At 64.2% G+C, this 19337-nt stretch carries 17 protein-coding genes; 8 read left to right on the top strand and 9 right to left on the bottom strand.

The genetic code is table 11. The features are described 5' to 3' along the window. Positions 1–9: 9 nt before the first annotated feature. Positions 10–1197: an amidohydrolase family protein gene (locus MUO32_RS01795; RefSeq protein ID WP_257946518.1), complete on the top strand. Its 1188-nt coding sequence runs from the start codon at positions 10–12 to the stop codon at positions 1195–1197. A gap of 4 nt (positions 1198–1201) precedes the next feature. Beyond that, positions 1202–2203 (top strand): ABC transporter ATP-binding protein, encoded by a 1002-nt coding sequence (locus MUO32_RS01790; RefSeq protein ID WP_257946517.1) that lies wholly within the window; start codon positions 1202–1204, stop codon positions 2201–2203. Between the two features lie 7 nt (positions 2204–2210). Here the strand turns inward: MUO32_RS01790 and MUO32_RS01785 are convergent, their stop codons facing one another. The 4 genes from MUO32_RS01785 to MUO32_RS01770 form a co-directional block, all read right to left on the bottom strand. After that, a complete protein-coding gene (locus MUO32_RS01785; RefSeq protein ID WP_257946516.1) occupies positions 2211–2984 on the bottom strand; it encodes an anti-sigma factor in 774 nt (257 codons plus the stop codon). Continuing rightward, positions 2981–3547 (bottom strand): RNA polymerase sigma factor, encoded by a 567-nt coding sequence (locus MUO32_RS01780; protein ID WP_257946515.1) that lies wholly within the window; start codon positions 3545–3547, stop codon positions 2981–2983. Before MUO32_RS01780 ends, MUO32_RS01785 begins: the two co-directional genes overlap by 4 nt. Then, positions 3531–3905 carry a hypothetical protein gene (locus tag MUO32_RS01775; protein ID WP_257946514.1) on the bottom strand — a complete coding sequence of 125 codons (375 nt, stop codon included), beginning with the start codon at positions 3903–3905 and terminating at the stop codon, positions 3531–3533. The genes MUO32_RS01780 and MUO32_RS01775 overlap by 17 nt, the downstream gene beginning before the upstream one ends. A 127-nt stretch (positions 3906–4032) precedes the next feature. Then, on the bottom strand, positions 4033–4593 hold the full coding sequence (locus tag MUO32_RS01770) for a helix-turn-helix domain-containing protein (RefSeq protein ID WP_257946513.1): 561 nt from the start codon (positions 4591–4593) through the stop codon (positions 4033–4035). A 267-nt stretch (positions 4594–4860) separates the two neighbouring features. Between MUO32_RS01770 and MUO32_RS01765 the strand changes: the two genes are divergently transcribed. The 6 genes from MUO32_RS01765 to MUO32_RS01740 all read left to right on the top strand — a co-directional run bounded on the left by MUO32_RS01765 (position 4861) and on the right by MUO32_RS01740 (position 13606). Then, the gene (locus tag MUO32_RS01765; RefSeq protein ID WP_257946512.1) at positions 4861–6606 is read left to right on the top strand and encodes an ABC transporter substrate-binding protein; all 1746 of its coding nucleotides are present in this window, start codon (positions 4861–4863) and stop codon (positions 6604–6606) included. 75 nt (positions 6607–6681) lie between these two features. Continuing rightward, the gene (locus MUO32_RS01760; RefSeq protein ID WP_257946511.1) at positions 6682–8526 is read left to right on the top strand and encodes an ABC transporter ATP-binding protein; all 1845 of its coding nucleotides are present in this window, start codon (positions 6682–6684) and stop codon (positions 8524–8526) included. After that, positions 8523–9491 carry an ABC transporter permease gene (locus tag MUO32_RS01755; protein WP_257946510.1) on the top strand — a complete coding sequence of 323 codons (969 nt, stop codon included), beginning with the start codon at positions 8523–8525 and terminating at the stop codon, positions 9489–9491. The genes MUO32_RS01760 and MUO32_RS01755 overlap by 4 nt, the downstream gene beginning before the upstream one ends. Further along, positions 9488–10441, top strand: coding sequence for an ABC transporter permease (locus tag MUO32_RS01750; RefSeq protein WP_257946509.1), 954 nt, complete (start codon positions 9488–9490; stop codon positions 10439–10441). Before MUO32_RS01755 ends, MUO32_RS01750 begins: the two co-directional genes overlap by 4 nt. Positions 10442–10450: 9 nt before the next feature. Beyond that, complete coding sequence (locus MUO32_RS01745) at positions 10451–11749, top strand: alpha/beta hydrolase (RefSeq protein ID WP_257946508.1); 1299 nt, start codon at positions 10451–10453, stop codon at positions 11747–11749. 15 nt (positions 11750–11764) lie between these two features. Beyond that, complete coding sequence (locus MUO32_RS01740; RefSeq protein WP_257946507.1) at positions 11765–13606, top strand: M24B family metallopeptidase; 1842 nt, start codon at positions 11765–11767, stop codon at positions 13604–13606. 21 nt (positions 13607–13627) lie between these two features. Here MUO32_RS01740 and MUO32_RS01735 read toward each other — a convergent pair whose 3' ends face one another. The 5 genes from MUO32_RS01735 to MUO32_RS01715 all read right to left on the bottom strand — a co-directional run bounded on the left by MUO32_RS01735 (position 13628) and on the right by MUO32_RS01715 (position 19290). Next, the gene (locus MUO32_RS01735; protein ID WP_257946506.1) at positions 13628–14533 is read right to left on the bottom strand and encodes a LysR family transcriptional regulator; all 906 of its coding nucleotides are present in this window, start codon (positions 14531–14533) and stop codon (positions 13628–13630) included. A gap of 56 nt (positions 14534–14589) precedes the next feature. Further along, positions 14590–16122 carry an ABC transporter ATP-binding protein gene (locus MUO32_RS01730; RefSeq protein ID WP_257946505.1) on the bottom strand — a complete coding sequence of 511 codons (1533 nt, stop codon included), beginning with the start codon at positions 16120–16122 and terminating at the stop codon, positions 14590–14592. 5 nt (positions 16123–16127) lie between these two features. After that, the gene (locus MUO32_RS01725; protein ID WP_257946504.1) at positions 16128–17060 is read right to left on the bottom strand and encodes an ABC transporter permease; all 933 of its coding nucleotides are present in this window, start codon (positions 17058–17060) and stop codon (positions 16128–16130) included. 78 nt (positions 17061–17138) lie between these two features. Continuing rightward, positions 17139–18233: an ABC transporter permease gene (locus tag MUO32_RS01720; protein WP_257946503.1), complete on the bottom strand. Its 1095-nt coding sequence runs from the start codon at positions 18231–18233 to the stop codon at positions 17139–17141. 76 nt (positions 18234–18309) lie between these two features. Continuing rightward, positions 18310–19290 carry a BMP family protein gene (locus MUO32_RS01715; RefSeq protein ID WP_257946502.1) on the bottom strand — a complete coding sequence of 327 codons (981 nt, stop codon included), beginning with the start codon at positions 19288–19290 and terminating at the stop codon, positions 18310–18312. Positions 19291–19337 lie beyond the last annotated feature (47 nt).

Below are 19337 nucleotides of genomic sequence, written 5' to 3'. Positions count from 1 at the left end.
AATGTTTTCATGACCGATCTGCTTGTAACCAATGTCCGCCCCGATGCCGGGGAAACCGCCGATATCCTGATCAAGGGGGGCAAGATCGCCGCCGTCGGGAAAAACCTGCCGCACGAGGCAGGAGTGCCGGTGCATGACGGGCGAAACGCCGTTGCAATAGCGCCCTTCGTGGAGGCGCATGTCCATCTCGACAAGATCCTCTGGGGCCTGCCGTGGCACAGCATCAACGTGCCGCCGTCGCTGCGCGCCATGATCGACAACGAGGTGGAGATCCGCAAGAACCTGCCCTGGGATGTTGAGGAGCGCGCCGGCAACCTGATGCGCCAGTGTGTCGCCATGGGTTCGACCCATATCCGCAGCCATGTCGATATCTCCACCGGCTACAAGCTCGACAACCTGCACGGGGTGCTGAAGGCCTGGGAAAAGACGAACCATGCCGTCGGCCTCGAACTGGTCGCCTTCCCGCAGCTCGGCATGATGATCGATCCCGGCACAGCCGACCTGATGGAGGCGGCAATCGACGAGGGCGCTTCGGTCATCGGCGGCATCGATCCGGCCAATATCGACGGTGACCCGAAGGGGCATCTCGACACGATCTTCGACATCGCCAATCGCAAGGGCGCCAAGATCGACATCCACCTGCACGAATTCGGCGAGCTCGGCCTGTCCGAACTGGCGATGATCGCGGAGCGCACAAGGGCGCTTGGTATGCAGAACCGCGTCGTCGTCAGCCACGCCTTCTGCCTCGGCGATGGGCCGGTGGACAAGGTGGACGCTATGATCGATACGCTCGTGGAGGCGGGCATCGGCATTATCTCGGCGGTTCCCGGCGAGATCAACTTCCCGCCGATGTTCGAACTGGCGCGGCGGGGTGTGCGTTGCGCGGTCGCCTCGGATTCGCTGCGCGACACCTGGAACCCGCACGGCAATGGCGACATGCTGGAGCGCTGCTGGCTGCTTTCCTATCGTTCCTATTGCCGCACGGACGAGGAACTGGTGGCCGCCCTCGACATGGGCACCAGCCGTGGTGCCACGCTGCTGGGCCTTGAAGGGCACGGCCTCGACGTCGGCTGCGAGGGCAGCCTGGTGCTGATCGAGGGCGAGAACCGCGCGCAAATCCTCGTCGACCGGCCGAAGCGCAGCCTCGTGGTCAAGCGCGGCCGCATCGTCGCGCGCGATGGCGCCTGGGTGGAGTGATGCCATGGGAAACGCCGCCGATACCGCACTGATCAAGGTCGTCAATCTCGGCAAGAGCTTCGATGTCTCCGAACCCTTCCTGCAGCGCGTCGTCACGCGTTCGGGACGCAAGATCGTCAAGGCCGTGGACGGCGTCAGCTTTTCCATCGAGCGGGGAACGACCTTTTCCATCGTTGGCGAGTCCGGCTGCGGCAAGTCGACGATCACTCGTCTTGTCGCCGGCCTCGACCGGCCGACGGCGGGCGAGATCGCCTTCAACACGCCGGATGCCGCGCCCGTGCGCTTGCAGATGGTGTTTCAGGACCCGATCGGCAGCCTCAATCCGCGTTGGCGCATCGGCCGCAGCATCGCCGAGCCGATGGACAGGGCGCTGGACGGCAACGCGCGGCGTGAACGCGTCGGTGAGCTCCTGAAGACGGTCGGCCTCGCGCCGGCCGATGCAGGAAAGTATCCGCATGAATTTTCCGGCGGCCAGCGCCAGCGCATCTCCATTGCCCGGGCGCTCGCGGCGGATGCCGAGCTTCTGCTGCTTGACGAGCCGACCTCGGCGCTCGACGTCTCCGTGCAGTCGCAGGTGCTGAACCTCTTGAAGGACTTGCAGGAACGGCTCGGCCTTACCTATCTCTTCATCAGCCACAACCTCTCCGTCGTGCGCTTCCTGACGGACCGCATCGGCGTGATGTATCTCGGAAGGTTGGTGGAGGAGGGGGCGGGGCAAGCTGTCTTCGACACCCCGCAGCACCCCTATACAAAGCTGCTGCTTGAAACGATCCCGGACATGGAAAACCCCAAGCGCGACCGCGCGCCGCTGACCGGGGACCTGCCGAGCCCGCTGAAGCCGCCGTCAGGCTGCGTCTTCCATCCGCGCTGTCCGCTGGCCATGGAGGTCTGCTCGACGGTGCGGCCTGAATTGCAGGTCGCGGAGAACGGTTCGAACGTCGCCTGTCATGCGGTCGCGCAAAGCGTGGTTGCTGCCTTGCCGCTCAATCGCTACGCTGCCGTCTGACGATCCGTCAGGTCGGGAACTGCCGGTAGCACTCCTCCGCGATCTGTTGCAGCAGGTCGCGGGGAATGTCGCCGGTGACGGCATAGCCGAGGGCGCCGTCGATCCAGTAGAAGGTCTCGACATTATCCGCCGCGGCGACGCGGAAGCTCGTTTCGCGGTTATCCTCGTTGCGGCCGATCAGGACGGTGATGCGCTGTCCGGTCTCGTTCTCGTACATGAACATCGCACCCGGCTTGTCGGCGACGGGCAGCAGGCGGCCGCCGACGAGCTTGAAGCCGAGCGTCTGGAGGTTCGGTACCTTCATGTCGGCAATGGAGAGGCGTTTTCCGAGCCACGTTGCCAGATGCGCCTCCTGGTCGGCAAAGACCTCGACGGGGTGGCGCACTTCGCTCGCATAGATGAGATAGGCGTTGCGCGCCTCGTGCGGCAGCGCCTCGATCGCTGTTTGAGCCGGCGGCTTTTCAAACAGGGCCGGGCCGAAATGACCGGCGAGGCCACCGAGCGCGAAGACCAGCACTGCCGCTGCCGCCAGGGCGGAATGGCGCGGTGCCCGGGGTGATTTGGCGCCTGCGACGAGCAGAAGATCGGAGGGGCGGGTGGTCGCGTAGCCGGCAAAAGCGTTGCGCAGTCCGTCGTTTTGCGCCTGCCAGTCGGCGACCATGCGGGCGGTTTCCGGGTTTTCGGCAAGATGCGCCTCCACCCGCTTGCGGCCGGTCTCGTCGAGCAGGCCGTCGGCATAGGCGTGCAGCTCCGCTTCGGGAACGGGATGCGTCTCGTTCATCTGGGGCTCCGCAAATGGATCACGTTTTCTTCCTGCAGCTTCTGCCGCAGCATCTGCCGGGCGCGGGAGAGGCGCGACATGACGGTGCCGAGCGGGATCTCCATGATACCGGCGACCTCCTGATAGGAATGGCCCTCCACCGCGACCAGCATCAACACGGCGCGTGCGTCGTCGGGAAGGTCTTCGAGCGCCCGCACCAGCCGATTGCGCTCCAGCGGATCGGTGGCAAGGACATTCGACACAACGCCCTCCGCCTCCTCGATGCCCACGGAGGGCCGGCGCGCGACGGCGCGGCGGGCGTTGAGGTGGAGATTGGTCATGATGCGATAGGCCCAGGCGCGGATGTTCGCGCCGCGCCATTGCGCGCGGTTGACGAGCGCCTTCTCGACGCAGTCCTGCAGCAGGTCGTCGCTTTCGGCATCCGAGCGCGTCAGGCTGCGCGAATAGCGCCTGAGCTGCGGCAGCAGTGCCAGAATCTGCGCGTCGAAAGACGGCGGCGGGGAGGCGATGCCCTCCCGCCTGCCATCCTCAGGCTTCTTCGGCTGGTCAGGGCTTGGCGACATGCCAGACGTCGTTCACGCCGTCGCCGGTCGTATCGCCTTCCTTCTTGTCCTTGATCCAGTAGTAGAGCGGCATGCCATCCTTGGCCCATTGTTTGGCGCCATCCTTGCGGGTGACGAGCGAATATGCGCCCTCCGCCTTGGCATCGGAAGCGGCGACGGCCGGCGGCCAATTGGCGGCGCATTTGTCGTAGCAGTAGGACTCGCCCTTCTCGTCCTTCTTGAACGTATAGAGCGTCATGCCCTTTTCGCCCGCGAGAACCTCGCCCTTGTCGGTCTTCACGGTCTTGAACGGTTCGGCGGCAAACGCGCTGCCCGTGAGGGCGGCAACGGCGAATGGCAAAAGGATCAGCAACTTCATGGTCGTCTCCCATCGTTACGGCGGTTTTTTGTGCCGCCGATGTCAAGACACCGATGCCCTCGGGATTATTCCCTCGCCGTTCGAAAAAAGAGTGAAGGGCGCTCTTTTTCTTTGCCTATGCGCGCGTCTAGAGAAACAGCGGCTGCGTGCGGACCCATAGTTCCAGCGTCGTTTCAGTGCCAAGCGTCGCCGAGCGATGCGGCAGATGCGACTGGAAATGCATGGAGTCGCCCTTGTTGAGGATGTGGCGCTCGCCATTCACCTCCAGCAGCACGCAGCCTTCCAGGACATAGACGAAATCCTCGCCCTCGTTGTGCATGATCTCTGAGACGTGGCCCGGCGGACGGCGCACCAGCGTCGGATGGAGTTTTGCATTGGCAAAGCTGCCGCCGAGCAATTCGTAAGTGCGGCGCGCATCGCCAAGGCTGAAGGACGTGCGTTCGCCCTGCCGCGATACCGAGCCCGACTGGCGCGGCGCCTTGATGAAGGCATCGACATTCGTGCCGAGGGCTTCGGCGATGTTGCACAACGAGGCGAGCGAGGGCGTCGAGGCGCCACGTTCGATCTGCGACAGGAAGCCGATGGAAAGCCCCACGCGCTCGGACACCTGCTGCAGCGTCATGTCCATGGCACGGCGGTGCTTGCGTATCTTCTTACCGAGCGTGTCTTCCGCGACGTTGTCTGCCACGTCCCTCTTTCTCGCTTTCGCCTCTTGCGGCATTGCAACACCTGTTTGCGGATCGGTTCGATTTGCCGAAATATGAGCCATGGCATCCGCAATGTCGATGCACGGAACGGCTTCACCGAGAGGATTGCGCCGAACGCTGCCCCCTTCTACGCTCACCATTCCCTGACCTACAAAAATTTTACTACAACCCCTCAATTTCTTTTGCAATGGTTCAAATTTTGAGTAATGACTCTGCCTCGTGAGGATAGGGCTCAAAGGGAGGAACCCATGCGGATGCAGAAGAACTTGAAGTTCCTGATGGCGACGGCGGCCGTGATCGGCACGTTGCAAGCCGGCAGCGCGCTGGCGCAGGAGGAGCCGCAGACCGGCGGCGTGCTGCGCATTCTGGCCACGGGCGAGCCCGATCACATGGACCCGGCGCTTGCCGGCATGGTTCCGACCAACAATCTCATGCGCGCCATTTCCCGCCAGCTCGTCAGCTACGAGGCCTCGGCCGATCCGGATGTCGCGCTCAAGCCGGTCGGTGATCTCGCGACCGAGGTTCCGCAGCCGACCGACGGCGGCCTCACCTATACGTTCACCCTGCGCGACGGTGCGATGTGGAATGCCCCCTCCGGCGCGCGCCAGATCACGTCGGCCGATGTGGAGCGTGGTTTCAAGCGCCTTTGCAACCCGCATATGCAGGCATCGACGCTCACCTATTTCACGGCGCTGATCTCCGGCCTGTCCGAATTCTGCGACGGCTTTGCCAAGGTCGAGCCGACGGCGGCTGCGATGAAGGCCTATCTGGAAGCCAACGACGTCACCGGCATCGAGACGCCTGACGACAAGACGGTGATCTTCAAGCTCAAGGAACGGGCCGGCGACTTCGTCTACATGCTTTCCCTGCCGATGCCCGCACCGGCCGCCGTCGAAACGCTGGACTACATTCCTGACAGCCCGGACTATCGCGCCAATTTCATCGGCAGCGGCCCCTACACGATCGGTGAATATACGCCCGATACCAGCCTGAAGCTGGTGCGTAACCCGGCCTGGAAGGCCGAGAGCGACCCGTTGCGCAAGGCCTATGTCGACGAGATCGACATCACGATGGGCCTGCAGGCCGACGCGATCATGCAGCAGCTTCAGTCCGGCGATGCCGACCTTGCCTATGACATCAACGTGCCGACCGCGATCCTCGCCACGCTTGCCGCCACCGGTGACGAGAAGCTGACGGCGATGTCCTCCGGCAACACGAACTTCCTGTTCATCAACACGGTGTCGGACAACAACAAGGGCGCGCTGAAGGATCTGCGCGTGCGCCAGGCGCTGCAATACGCCGTCGACAAGGCGGCCATCGTGCAGCAATGGGGCGGAGCGACCGTCGCCGAGCCGGCAAACGGCATTTTCGGCATCGGCGTGCTTGGCCATCACAAGTTCGACCTCTATCCCTCGCCGGAAGCGAAGGGCGATCCGGAAAAAGCCAAGGCCCTGCTGACCGAAGCCGGCTTCCCCGATGGCATCACGCTGAAGATGCCCTATCGCAACAAGGACCTGGAGGTGGCGACCGCCGCAACGCTGCAGGCGAGCCTTGCGCGCGCCGGGATCACGCTGGAAATGACGCCGGTCACCGCGGCCGACTATTACTCCAAGTTCATGACCAACCCGGTCAACACCAAGGAAGGCACCTGGGACATCGCGCCCGTGGGCTGGACGCCGGACTGGGTGGGCGGCGCGGCGCGCTCGGTCTTCCAACCGCAGTTCACCTTCGACGGCACGCACCAGACCTATAACTATACCGACTACAACAATCCGAAGGCCAACGAGATCGCCACCAATGCGATCAATGCCACGACGCCCGAGGAGACGGCCAAGCTCTGGGCCGAGGTCGATGAACTGGTGATGGCGGATTCACCGGTCGTGCCGCTGATCGCCAACAAGAACCCGCGTTATCGCAGCGAGGCGGTAAAGAACTACCAGCCCTATGCGCTGGGCGTCGAAGGCGACTGGACCAACCTCTGGCTGGAACGCTGATCGGCTGAAATCCCAGCCGGCGGCGACCCGTCGCCGCCGGCATTTCCTTTCCTCTGCAGACGAACGGGTTCTGGCTTGGCTATTCTTGAAGCGAAGGGTCTCACCGTCGATATCCCGACCGAGGACGGCACCGTGCATGCGGTGCGCAACGTCTCCTTCTCCATCAAACCGGGCTCGCTGTTCGGCATTGCCGGGGAATCCGGATCGGGCAAGAGTGTCTTGACCCAGGCGGTGATGGGGCTCCTGCCCAATGCCGACATCGGTGGCGAGGTCTGGTTCGAAGGGCGCAATCTCATCGGCCTGCCGCAGGAGGAGATGCGCCGCCTGCGCGGCGGGCGTATCGGCATGATCTTCCAGGATCCGCTTTCGAGCCTGCATCCCTTTTATACCATCGGCGCGCAGATCGCCGAGGTGCTGCATGCACACGAAAAAATCAGCCCGGCGGAGGCGCGGGCGCGCGTCGTCGACATGCTCGGCAAGGTCGGCATCCCATCCCCCGCCGAACGCTTCGACGATTATCCGCATCAGTTTTCCGGCGGCATGCGCCAACGCGTGATGATCGCCATGGCCCTGATCCTGAAGCCAGCGCTCGTTATCGCGGACGAGCCGACGACCGCACTCGACGTCACCGTGCAGGCGCAGATCGTGGCACTGCTCGATACCATGCGGCGCGAATTCGGTACGACGGTCATCCTCATCACCCACGATCTTGGCCTGCTCTCCAGCGTCGCGGACGACGTCATGGTGATGTATGCCGGGAACCGGCTGGAATATGGCGGGGCGGCGGACGTTTTTCGTGCGCCGGCACATCCTTATACCGCCGGGCTTCTGCGCTCGACGCCTGCAAATTACCGCCCCGGCACCGAGCTTGCCCCGATTGGTGGCCGGCCGCCGAGCCTTCTTGCGACGCCTGCCGGCTGCGTTTTCGCGCCGCGCTGTGCGGAGGCCCTGCCGCGCTGTTCCAGCGAGCCGCCGCCGCTGCGCCGCTACAGCGACGGCGTCGAAGCCCTCTGTTGGCTGGAGGAAGGGGCAAGTATGGTTCGGCCGGTCGCCCCTGCCGCAGTCGCTGCGACGAAATCAGCGGCACCCGAGCCGGTGGCGGAGGTCGAGGATGTGCGTCTCACCTACCAGGTCGGCAGTTTCTTCGGTCCGAAGCGGTCGCTCGACGTGCTGAAGGGCATCGACCTGACGGTCGGGCGCGGCGAGACGGTCGGGCTGGTCGGCGAAAGCGGCTGCGGGAAATCCACGCTGGCGCGCATCGTCGCCGGGCTCGTGCCGGCGACCTCCGGCCGCGTGCGCGTGCTTGGCCGTGACATGGGCACGCTCGATGCGCGGCAATGGCGCGAGATGCGCCAACAGGTGCAACTCGTCTTCCAGGACCCCTTCGGCTCCCTCAATCCCCGTCGCCGCGTGGGCGCCATCATCGGCGATCCCTTCCGTCTGCATGGCATTGCAAGCGGCGAGGAGCGGCGGCAGAAGGTACGCCACCTGATGGAACTCGTCGGCCTCAATCCCGAGCACTACAATCGCTTTCCCGCCGAATTTTCCGGCGGGCAGCGCCAGAGGATCGGCATCGCCCGGGCGCTGGCGCTCAACCCGGCGCTGATCATCTGCGACGAGCCGGTCTCGGCGCTCGACGTGTCGATCCAGGCGCAGGTCCTCAACCTGTTGCGCGAACTGCAGCGGGATCTCGGCCTGACCTACCTCTTCATTTCCCACGACCTTTCGGTGGTCCGCCATGTCTGCGACCGTATCGCGGTGATGCAGGACGGACGCATCGTCGAGATGGAGGCGACCGAGCGGCTGTTTTCCGATCCGCAGCACGACTATACGCGAACGCTGCTTTCGGCCTCCAAGACGCTACCGGCTTTCGCCGAGCGCGAGCGCCGGTCATTGGTCGAGACACGGGTGGCATCATGAGCAAGGTGACGACGACCGAAACCTCTCCACAGACCGAGATCGTGCAGCGCGGCTCCTTCGCGCTGACGGTGCGGCGGCTCCGGCGCGATACGGCCAGCATGGCGGCGCTCTGCGTCATCTTCGCGGTCATCGTGCTGGCGATCGCGGCTCCCTGGGGCGCGGCGATGACGGGCCATTCGCCCATCGAGCAGTTCCGCGAGACGGGCCTTTCGCCGGCCGGGATTCCTGTCGGGCCGGGCGCGGAATTCTGGTTCGGCACCGACCAGCTCGGCCGTGACGTGCTGGTCAGGCTCGCCTATGGCGCGCGGGTGTCGCTGCTGGTTGGCGTCTTCGCCTCCATGCTCGCCTCGCTGATCGCTGTCATCGTCGGCACGACGGCAGGCTACTTCGGCGGCACGGTCGATCTCGTCCTCAGCCGATTGACCGATCTGGTGATGAGCGTGCCGTTCCTGCTCTGCGCGCTGGCACTGGTCTCGGCCTTCGGGCCGAGCCTCCAGCTCTCCGTTGCCGTCATCGTCTTCTTCAGCTGGGCGCCGATGGCTCGCGTCATCCGCGGCCAGGTGATCTCGCTGCGCCGGCAGGATTTCGTGCTGGCAAGCCGCTCGCTCGGCGCGGGGCCGTTCTCGATCATGGTCGTCGACATCCTGCCCAATCTCGCGGTACCGATCATCGTCTACACGACCATGCAGATCCCCAATTCCATCGTCTTCGAGGCGACGCTCTCCTTCCTCGGCATGGGTATCGTGCCGCCGACGCCAAGCTGGGGCGGCATGCTGGCGGACGCGTCCTCCAACTCGCTCTATCTCGTCGCCTGGTGGCTGATCTTCGTGCCCGGCACCGCGCTTTTGATGACGACGCTCGCCTTCAACATCCTCGGCGACGGCCTGCGCGACGCGCTCGATCCCAAGAGCGCCCGCACCGCCCGCCGCCTGAAGCGCCAACCCAAGGCAGGAGGCAAGTCATGATCCGCTTCCTCGCCCATCGCATCGGTTTCGGCGCCGGCGTTTTGCTGGTCCTGTCGGCCTTCGTCTTCTTCCTGTTCTTCGTGGCGCCGGGCGATCCCGCCCGCATGATCGCCGGCGACAAGGCGACCGAAAGCCAGCTTGCGCAGATCCGCAAGAATCTTGGCGTCGACCGGCCGATCATCGTGCAGTACGGCGCCTTCATGCAGAAGGCGCTCACCGGCGACCTCGGTTTCTCCTATCGCAACCAGCAGCCGGTCGCGCCGATCATCCTCAGGCGCATCCCGGTGACGCTGTCGCTGGTGCTTGGCGGCGCACTGCTGTGGCTTGCCATCGGCGTGCCGATCGGCATCATGTCGGCGCGTTATGTCGGCAGTCTGCGCGACCGGCTGGGGCAGGCCTTCATCCTCGTCGGCCTCAGTTTCCCCACCTTCGTGCTCGGCATGATGTCGCTTTACCTGCTCTACTTCCTGCCGAAGCAGTCGGGCTTCACGCTGTTTCCGGCTGGCGGCTACAAGGCGCTCTCCTCCAATCCCGTACTCTGGGCTTGGCATCTTGCCCTGCCGTGGATGACGCTGGCGCTGACCATGGCGGCGATCTATGCCCGCCTCACGCGCGGCCAGATGCTGGACGTGATGGGCGAGGACTATATCCGCACGGCCCGTGCCAAAGGCCTTTCGGAGCGCCGGGTGGTCTGGAAACACGGCATGCGCGCAGCCCTGACGCCGCTCGTCACGCAGCTCGGCGCCGATATCGCCCTCATGTTGGGCGGGGTCATCGTCATCGAGCAGGTCTACGGCCTGCAAGGCGTCGGCGCGCTCGCCGTGCAGGCGGTTGCCAATCAGGACCGGCCGATCATCATCGGTGTCGTGCTGCTCGGCGGCGTGTTCATCGTCATTGCCAATATCGTGGTCGACCTGCTTTACGTGCTGCTTGACCCGCGAGTCCGTTGAGGAAAGTCCATGATCGTCTCCGAATACACCATCCCCGGCCTGCATGTGCGCGATCATGTCGTGACCGTGCCGCTCGACTGGAACAATCCGCAGGGCAGGAGCATCGAATTCTTCGCCCGGGAAGTGGTCGATCCTACCCGCAAGGACGAGGCGCTGCCGTTGCTCTGCTTCCTGCAGGGCGGGCCGGGCGGCAAATCCCCGCGTCCGACGAAGAACAGCCCGCCCTGGCTCGCCAAGGCGCTGAAGACCCATCGCATCATCCTGCCCGACCAGCGTGGCACCGGGCGCTCGACACCGGTCGATGCCGCGACGATCGCAGGCTTCGACGGCGAGGCGGGCGCTGATTACCTTGCCTGCTTCCGCGCCGATTCCATCGTCGACGACCTCGAACATCTGCGCAAGACCGCCTTCGACGGCGAGCGCTGGCAGACGCTCGGCCAGAGCTATGGCGGCTTCCTGACGCTGACCTATCTCAGCCGCGCACCGGAAGGTCTTTCCGCCTGCTACGTCGCGGGTGGCATCCCGAGCATCGACCCGTCCGTCGATACGGTTTACCGCCATACCTATCCGCGCGTGCGTGCCAAGAACGACCTGTTCTACAAGCGCTATCCGGACGACAGGGCACTCACTGCCCGCATCGCCGATTTCATCGATGCCAACCCGGTGACGCTGCCCGATGGCGACCGCCTCTCGGTTCGGCGTTTCCAGAGCCTCGGTCTCGATTTCGGCATGGGACAAGGCTTCGAGAATATCCATTGGCTGCTCGACGAGGCCTTTGCCGCGCCGGATCGCCTGTCCGATCAGTTCCTCGGCTCGCTCATGCATCTGACCGCCTATAACGGCAACCCGCTGTTTGCCGCAATCCACGAAGCGATCTACGGGCAGGGCGAGGGCGCGACGGCATGGTCGGCCGAACGCCTGCTTGCCGAATTCCCGGAATTCGACGCCACAGCGCGGCCGCTGCTCTTTACCGGCGAGATGATATATCCCTCGATGTTCGAGGAGGTCGCGCTGCTGAAGCCTTTCCGCGCCGCCGCCGAGGCGCTTGCGCGCCGCCCGCGCTACAGCCGCCTCTACGACAAGGCTCGGCTTGCCGAAAATGCCGTGCCGGTCTCGGCGGTCGTCTACCACGACGACATGTATGTCGATGCGGGCCTGTCACTCGAGACGTCCCGTGCCGTCGGCAATGTCGATGTCTGGATCACCAACGAATTCGAGCATGACGGCATCCGCCAGTCCGGCGCGGTTTTCGAACGGCTCGTCGCGATGGTGGCCGAAAAGGGTGGTCCGCTGAAGGCCGGCCGCTAAACGAAAGCGAATGACATGACCATAAACGACCGTGCGCCGGTGCTTTCGGCGCTTCGCGGCTGGCTGGACGCGGCCGGGCTGGACGGGCTGATCGTGCCGCGCACCGACGCCCACCAGAGCGAGGTGACGGCGCCGCGCGACGATTGCCTGCGCTATCTCAGCGGCTTTTCCGGTTCGGCCGGGCTGGTGCTGGTCCTGAAGGACAGAGCGCTCATCTTCGTGGACGGACGCTATCAGGTACAGGTGCGCGAGGAAGTCGATCTGTCGTTCTTCGAGGTGCACCACCTGCACGACGATCCGCTCGACGGCTGGCTGAAGGACCATGCGCGGTCTGGCTGGCGCGTCGGCATCGATACGATGCTGGTGGCCGGCAGCCTCTACGACAGGCTGGCCGGTGGCTGCACCGCCGCGGGGGCGGAGCTGGTCGCGCTCGATGCCGACCCCTTCGACACGATCTGGCGCGCCCGTCCGGCGCGCCCGCTCGGGGCCATCAGGGCGATGTCGCCACAGACCGCAGGGGAAACTGCCGCCAGCAAACGCGCACGCATCGCTGCGGACATACGGCAGCGCGGCGCGGATGTTCTGGTCGAAACCCTGCCTGACAATATCGCCTGGCTGCTGAATGTGCGCGGCTCCGACGTGCCGATGAACCCGGTGCCGCACTCCTTTCTGCTGCTTGACGCGGAAAACCGGCTCGAATGGTTTGTCGACCGCCGCAAGCTCGGCAATGATCTCGATGCCTATGAACTGGAGGGCGTAGCCCTCTCTCCACCGGAACGTTTCCTAGAACGGCTTGCCGAGGTGGCGGCGGGGAAGGCGGCGATGATCGACGCAGATTTCGCGCCGAGCGCCGTTCAGGCCCGCATATATGCGGCGGGTGGGCGGCTCGTACCGCAGACGAGCCCGATCACCCTTGCCAAGGCTTTGAAAACGCAGGCCGAATTGCAGGGCTATCGCGATTGTCATCTGGAAGACGGTATCGCCGTCACCGATTTCCTTGCCTGGCTCTCTCTGGAGATCCCAGCGCGGCAGGCAAGCGCAGGCTCCCTCACCGAACTTCAGGCCGAAGCCCAGTTGCTGGCCTTTCGGCAGGAGAGGCCGGGGTTCCTTGAGCCGAGCTTTCGCACGATTTCCGCCGCTGGCGCCAATGCCGCCATGTGCCACTATGCGGCGAGCGAGGAGACGGATGCGCCGATCGGCACGGCCGCGCCCTATCTCGTGGATTCCGGCGGGCAATATGGGAACGGCACCACCGATCTTACGCGCACCGTCATGCTCGGTACACCGACCGCAGAAATGACGGTTGCCTATACGGCCGTGCTCAAGGGCTTTGTTTCCCTGATGTCCGCGCGCTTCCCGGCGGGAACGCAGGGCCACCAGCTGGATGCCTTCGCGCGCCGGCCGCTATGGGAAGTGGGCCTCGATTACGACCACGGCACCGGCCACAGCGTCGGCCACAATCTGCTGGTCCACGAATATCCGCACCGCTTCGACCGCAAGCCGAACCTCCACGCCTTCGAGCCCGGCAACATCATGACGGTGGAACCGGGCTACTACAAACAGGGCGCTTTCGGCATGCGCATCGAAAATCAGGTGGAAGTGGTGGCCGATGGTGTCGGGTTCTGCCGCTTTGCCTCGCTGACGCTCGCCCCCATCGACCTCGCCATGGCCGACCTCGATGCCCTGACGCCGCCCGAAGTGGCCTTTCTGGACGGATACCACGCAGTCGTCCGTGCAAGCCTGCTGGAGCAGGTTCGCCCTCAGACGAGAGCCTTTCTGCTGTCGCAGACCCGCCCGGTGGCCGAACAGCAGGAGGCCCGGTCATCCATCGGCCCTGCTTCCGGTGGCTCAGCGTGATCCATGCAGCGAAAAGGAGCCCTATGGCGGGGTGGTTCGTTCGACGGCGCTGGCGATAAACACTGCTTTGAGGTGCTCGGCGGCGGGCGAGAGACTGTGATGAAGGCGCTGTAGCAGCGAAACGTCGCGCATGACATGGGGATCGGCGAGATCCACCGTCGTGACCCGCACGGCGGAGGCGAGTTGGCTGGAGTTTTCCGGTAGAACGGCGACGCCCATGCCGGCGGCGATCATGCTGATGGCGGTGGTCGAGAAGCGAACCTCGTATTTCGGCCGATAGTTCGGCACGACGCGCAGCAGATTGTGTTCGACGATGTTGCGCAGCGGATTAGCAGCGGCGAGCGTGATCAGGTTTTCGTCCTGCAATTCGCTCCAGCGCACGGACTTGCGCTTGGCAAAACGGTGGTCCTCGCGGCAAAACAGCATCAGCTTGTCGCGAAGAAGCGGGGTTGCGGCGATCTCGGGGTCGTCCTCCGAGAGCGTGCCGATCGCCATGTCCACCTCGTTGCGCTTGAGCGCCGGGCTTATCTGCTCCTCCGGCATGTCGCGGATATTGACGGAGATTTCCGGATACATGCGCAGAAACCGCGCAATGATCGGCGGCACGATGGTGGCGGCAAGCACGATGGCTGCGGCAATCGTCACCTGGCCACGTTTCAGCGAGGCATTGTCGCGCACATCGCCGACGGCAAGCTCCAGATCCTTCAGGATCTTTCGCGCTTGCGGCAGGAATTCCTGGCCGACGAGCGTGAGCGAGACCATGCGCGTGTGCCGGTCGAACAGGCGCACGCCGATTTCCGATTCCAGGTCGCGGATGAGAATGCTGACCGCCGACTGGGTGAGATGAAGGCTGCGGGCGGCCAGATTGAACTGGCCGAGTTCCGCCACCGCGATGAAGGCCCTGAGTTGCCGCAGAGTAATATTCATGGACGCGCGGCCCTCCTGTTATGCGACGCCATCAAACCCTGCCGCTTCTATCCTGTCTAGCCGACAAGTGCTGGTTGTTCCGTCTGGCCGGCCATGAGCAACCCTAGTTCGTCAAGCCGGGTTCGGTCCGGCGGCAGCTCGCCCAGGATTTCGCCGTGGAACATTACGAGGATGCGGTCGCAGATCGCGAAGAGTTCTTCGAGTTCGGTGGAGATGAGCAGGATGGCGCGACCGTTGTCGCGTTGTTTCAGCATCTCCTCCATAACGAACTCCATCGCGCCGATATCGATGCCGCGGGCAAGCTGGTTGACGAGGATGAAGTCCGGGTTGCGGGCAAGTTCGCGCGCGACGACAAGCTTCTGCTGGTTGCCGCCCGAAAGCGATCCGATCGCCTGATCCTCGTCGCGGCTCTTCACGCGAAAACGCTTGATGAGGTCGCGCGTGTGTTCGCCGATCACCCGGCGGTTCAGCATGCCACGGCTTGCGAAGGGTTTTTGGTCGTAGCGCTGGAGAATGGTGTTTTCGCTGAGCGACAGCGAGGCGACGATGCCGTGTTTGTGCCTGTCCTCCGGGATGTGGGAGAAGCTGCTGGCATTGATGCGGGCGGGGTCGAGACCAGTAATGTCCTTGCCGCTCAGCATCACGCGGCCGCCATCGACCGGCAGCAGGCCGGAAAGGGCGAGCGACAGTTCCGTCTGGCCGTTGCCGGACACGCCGGCAATGCCGACGATCTCGCCTGAGCGCACGTTGAGGCTCACGCCGCGCACGGCGGGAAGGCCGGTCTCGGCGCGGCAGGTGAGGTTTTCGACCGACAGCACGACGCGGCCGGGCGGCTCGGGGCTGCGCGGCAGCTCCATGCGCACGTCGCGGCCGACCATCATGTGAGCCAGCGCGCGCGCATTCGTTTCGCCGACATTGACGGTGTGCACGACGCGTCCGTCGCGCATGACGCTGATACGGTTGCTGACGCGCATCACTTCGTCGAGCTTGTGCGAGATGAAGACGACGGTCTTGCCGTCCTTGACGAGATCGCCCATCAGGGCGAGCAGCCGGTCGGTCTCCTGCGGGGTCAACACGGCGGTCGGCTCGTCGAGGATGAGCAGGTCGATACCGTGGAACAGGACTTTCAGGATTTCGACGCGCTGCTGCTCGCCGACCGAGAGGTCTTCGATGATGGCGCCGGGGCGCACATCGAGGGCGTAGCGGTCCGAGAGTTCGCGGATCCTCGCATGCACCTTGTCCATGTCGTTGATGATGCGCAGCGCCGAGCCCTGGCCGAGAACGTAGTTTTCCGCGACCGTCAGGTTCGGCACCAGCATGAAATGCTGGTGCACCATGCCGATGCGCTGGCGGATCGCCTCGCGCGGGCTGTTGAAACGCTCGGACTGGCCCTTGAAGACGATCTCGCCCTCGTCGGGTCGCACCATGCCGCAGATCATGCTCATCAGCACGCTCTTGCCCGCCCCGTTTTCGCCGAGCAGCGAGTGGATTTCGCCCTCTTCGATTTCCAGTGACACGCCGTCGCTGGCGACGATAGGACCGAAGCGCTTGCGGATATTGTCGATGCGCAGGAAGGGTTTCTGGGACATGTCCGTTACCTCATCTCGTAGGGCTGGCCGAGCTTGCTCGGGGCCGCGCCCTTGCCGCGGAGCACGACGAGCGTGATGATCGTCATGATGTAGGGAAGCGCCTGCAGAACCTGGTAGGGCACGATGATCGATGCCTGTGCCTGGAGCATGAGCTGCAAAGCATAAAACAGGCCGAAGAGCAGCGAGACGAAGAAGGCGCCGATCGGCGACCATCTTGCAAAGACAACCACGGCCAGCACGATGAAGCCCCGACCCGACGTGATACCTTCGACGAACTGGTTCGAATGGCCGAGCGTCAGGAAGGCGCCGCCGAGGCCGGCAAGCCCCGTGCCGACCATGACCGCGCCGTAACGATAGGCCGCGACATTGCGACCGGCGACGTCGACGGCTTTCGGATGTTCGCCGACCGCCCGCAGTGTGAGCCCGAAGGAGGTGCGGAAGAGCACGAGGCTGGCGAGGATGGCGACGAGAACCGTCGAATAGACGATGAGGTTCTGCCGGAAAAAGGCCTCGCCGAGGAAGGGGATATCGCTGAGGAAAGGGATGTGCACGGGCTGGGCGATCTCGATGCCCTTGCCGGTCGAGACATAGTAGGTGCGGAACAGGAAGGCCGTGAGCCCCATGCCGAGCAGGTTGAGCGCCGCCCCCACCACGATCTGGTCCGCCTTGATGGTGATCGTGAAGAAAGCGAAGAGCAGCCCGAACAGCATGCCACCCGCGATGCCGGCCAGAAGGCCAAGCGGCACGCTTCCGGTGGCGAAGGCCGCCGCGAAGCCGCAGAAGGCGCCGACCAGCATCGTGCCTTCCAGCCCGATATTGAGCACGCCCGCCCGTTCGGAGAATACCTCGCCGATCGAGGCGAAGATCAGGGGCGTCGCAAGTCTCCAGGCGGCGCCGGCCAGCGTCGCGAGGAAGGTGAGAAACATCATGTCGTCCATGGAGATACCCTTCAGGAAGGTCGCCTAAGGTTTTGTTTTCCCTTGGGGCTCAGGCGCCCCGCGGGAGTTTCCATTCTTTCAAGCCACGATCCTGAGGATGTCGCGCAGCTTGGCGAAGGCGACGACCGAAAGGATGACGATGCCCTGGATGACCAGCACGAGGACCTGCGGTACCTGCGAGGTTATCTGCAGCACCTCCGAACCGGAGCGCAACGTCGCGAAGAGCCCGCCCGAGACGATCGCCGCAAGGGGATTGTTGCCCGCAAGCAGCGCGACCGCGATGCCTTCGAAGCCGTAGCCGGGCGAGATGTTCTGGTAGAGCCGGTGCGTGACGCCCGCCACCTCAAAGGCGCCGGCAAGCCCCGCCATCGCGCCGGAAATGCACATGGCGAGCATGACGTTGCGGGCAACCTGCATGCCGGCATAGCGTGCGGCGTGCGGGTTGAGGCCGACGACGCGCAGCGCAAAGCCGCGGCTGCTGCGTTGCAGGAAGATGTAGAGCGCGACCGCCAGAACGATGGCGACGAGGATGCCGATATGGAGCCGCATGTCCGAGACGATGCGCGGCGTCCAGGCTTCCCGGATGAGGCGGGCGGACTGTGGATAGGCTGCACTTGCATCGCGCATCGGTCCGGTGACGAGGTAGCTCGTCAGGATCAAGGCGATATAGTTGAGCATGATCGTGGTGACGATCTCGCTCGCCTGGAAACGCACCTTCAGATAACCGGCAATGCCTGCCCAGGCCGCCCCCGCGAGCGCGCCGGCCAGCATGACGAGCGGCACGTGGACCCAGACGGAGAGCCCTGTGAAGCTGGTGCCGACCAAAGTGGCGGCGATCGCTCCGGCATAGAGCTGGCCTTCGGCGCCGATGTTCCAGATCGAACAGCGGAAGGCGACGCAAAGGCCGGCGCCGATGAGGATCAGCGGCGTTGCCTTCAGCAATATCTCGCCGACGGAACGCATGTCCTGGAACGAGCCGAAGATCATGACGGTGACGATGTCGCTGCCGTTGAAGCCATTGAGCCACAGCAGGGCTGCGCCGAAGGCAAGGGCGACGAGGACCGCCGCGATCGGAGTCACGGCGCTGATCGCGATCTGCGACAGTGTCCGGTAGAAGGTCTGGGCTGCTTGAGGATACACGGTCTCGCGCACTCCCTGGTTTACCTGTGCCATAGGATCGGTCCGGATGTTTGTGTGGCATTCGGCGAGGCGCGCTGCGGCCGGGTGGCCCGCCGCAGCGCGCGACCGTTTATTCGCCGCCGGTCTTGATCTCGCCGGCCGCGATCTTGTCGCTGATCGCCTTCACTTCGGCGCGGATCTCCGCCGGCACGGAGACCGGACCGTCATCGCGGAAGGTGAAGGACATGACCTTCGGGTCCTTGAGGCCGAAGATGACGTTTTCCGTCGGCGGGCTGCCGTCCTTGATCGATTTGACGACCTCCACCACACCCTGCGCATAGTCGGCGACATAGAGGCCGAGAATGTTGTTGGGCGCGACCGGCGTGAAGTCGCTGAAGATCGAGAAGGAGCGTACGTCCTTGCCGGATTCGGCGATCGCCTGATAGCCGCCGACGGTGGCACCCGATGCGTTCGGCACGACGAAATCGGCCCCCTGCGAGATCATGCTCAGTGCGGCTTCCTTGGCTGCCGTCGTATCGGTGAAGTTGCCGATATAGGCTTCGCTGATCGGGAAGTCCGGGTTGACGCTTTTCGCGCCGTTCTTGAAGCCGGCGAAGGCCTGCTGGATCGGCGGGATTTCCATGCCGCCGACGAGGCCGGCCTTCTTGCCCATCTTCGCGGCGATCACGCCCATCAGGTAGAAGGGCTGGCTGGTATCGGTGTTGAGGCCGATGACATTGCCTTCATGGATGCTGCTCGACGAGATCAGGAAGTAGGTGTCGGGATAGTCGAGCGCGACTTCCAGAGCTGCGTCCTGGAACTCGAAGCCGTGGCCGAGAATGACCTTGTAGCCCTGGCTCGCATAGTCGCGAAAAGCCTTTTCGAAGGAGGCCGGGTTCTGCTGCAGCTCGACATAGCTGATCTTCGCGCCGAGCTGGCTTTCCACGCCCTTCAGTGCGTTGAAGCCGATGCGGTTCCAGCCCTCTTCCGAGACGCTGCCGGGCACGAGAAGGCCCATCTTGAAATCATCGGCCTGTGCGATTGCCGGGATGGCAAGGGCGATCGACAGGGCCGCCACACCTTCCAGGAACAGTCTTCTTGAGAATTTCATTGTACTTCCTCCCATTGTGCTGGTTTTCCGGGGCCCGCGCCGGATCT

It is taken from the genome of Shinella sp. CPCC 101442 (assembly GCF_024704725.1).
In the GTDB taxonomy this organism is placed as follows: domain Bacteria; phylum Pseudomonadota; class Alphaproteobacteria; order Rhizobiales; family Rhizobiaceae; genus Shinella.
Note: the sequence above shows the minus strand (reverse complement) of the source record. Positions and strands in the feature narration are given on the sequence as shown.

Coding starts and splice junctions, on each gene's coding strand:
- MUO32_RS01795 (WP_257946518.1), top strand. CDS start 10: ATGACCGATCTGCTTGTAACCAATGTCCGCCCCGATGCCGGGGAAACC.
- MUO32_RS01790 (WP_257946517.1), top strand. CDS start 1,202: ATGGGAAACGCCGCCGATACCGCACTGATCAAGGTCGTCAATCTCGGC.
- MUO32_RS01785 (WP_257946516.1), bottom strand. CDS start 2,984: ATGAACGAGACGCATCCCGTTCCCGAAGCGGAGCTGCACGCCTATGCC.
- MUO32_RS01780 (WP_257946515.1), bottom strand. CDS start 3,547: ATGTCGCCAAGCCCTGACCAGCCGAAGAAGCCTGAGGATGGCAGGCGG.
- MUO32_RS01775 (WP_257946514.1), bottom strand. CDS start 3,905: ATGAAGTTGCTGATCCTTTTGCCATTCGCCGTTGCCGCCCTCACGGGC.
- MUO32_RS01765 (WP_257946512.1), top strand. CDS start 4,861: ATGCGGATGCAGAAGAACTTGAAGTTCCTGATGGCGACGGCGGCCGTG.
- MUO32_RS01755 (WP_257946510.1), top strand. CDS start 8,523: ATGAGCAAGGTGACGACGACCGAAACCTCTCCACAGACCGAGATCGTG.
- MUO32_RS01750 (WP_257946509.1), top strand. CDS start 9,488: ATGATCCGCTTCCTCGCCCATCGCATCGGTTTCGGCGCCGGCGTTTTG.
- MUO32_RS01745 (WP_257946508.1), top strand. CDS start 10,451: ATGATCGTCTCCGAATACACCATCCCCGGCCTGCATGTGCGCGATCAT.
- MUO32_RS01740 (WP_257946507.1), top strand. CDS start 11,765: ATGACCATAAACGACCGTGCGCCGGTGCTTTCGGCGCTTCGCGGCTGG.
- MUO32_RS01735 (WP_257946506.1), bottom strand. CDS start 14,533: ATGAATATTACTCTGCGGCAACTCAGGGCCTTCATCGCGGTGGCGGAA.
- MUO32_RS01730 (WP_257946505.1), bottom strand. CDS start 16,122: ATGTCCCAGAAACCCTTCCTGCGCATCGACAATATCCGCAAGCGCTTC.
- MUO32_RS01725 (WP_257946504.1), bottom strand. CDS start 17,060: ATGGACGACATGATGTTTCTCACCTTCCTCGCGACGCTGGCCGGCGCC.
- MUO32_RS01720 (WP_257946503.1), bottom strand. CDS start 18,233: ATGGCACAGGTAAACCAGGGAGTGCGCGAGACCGTGTATCCTCAAGCA.
- MUO32_RS01715 (WP_257946502.1), bottom strand. CDS start 19,290: ATGAAATTCTCAAGAAGACTGTTCCTGGAAGGTGTGGCGGCCCTGTCG.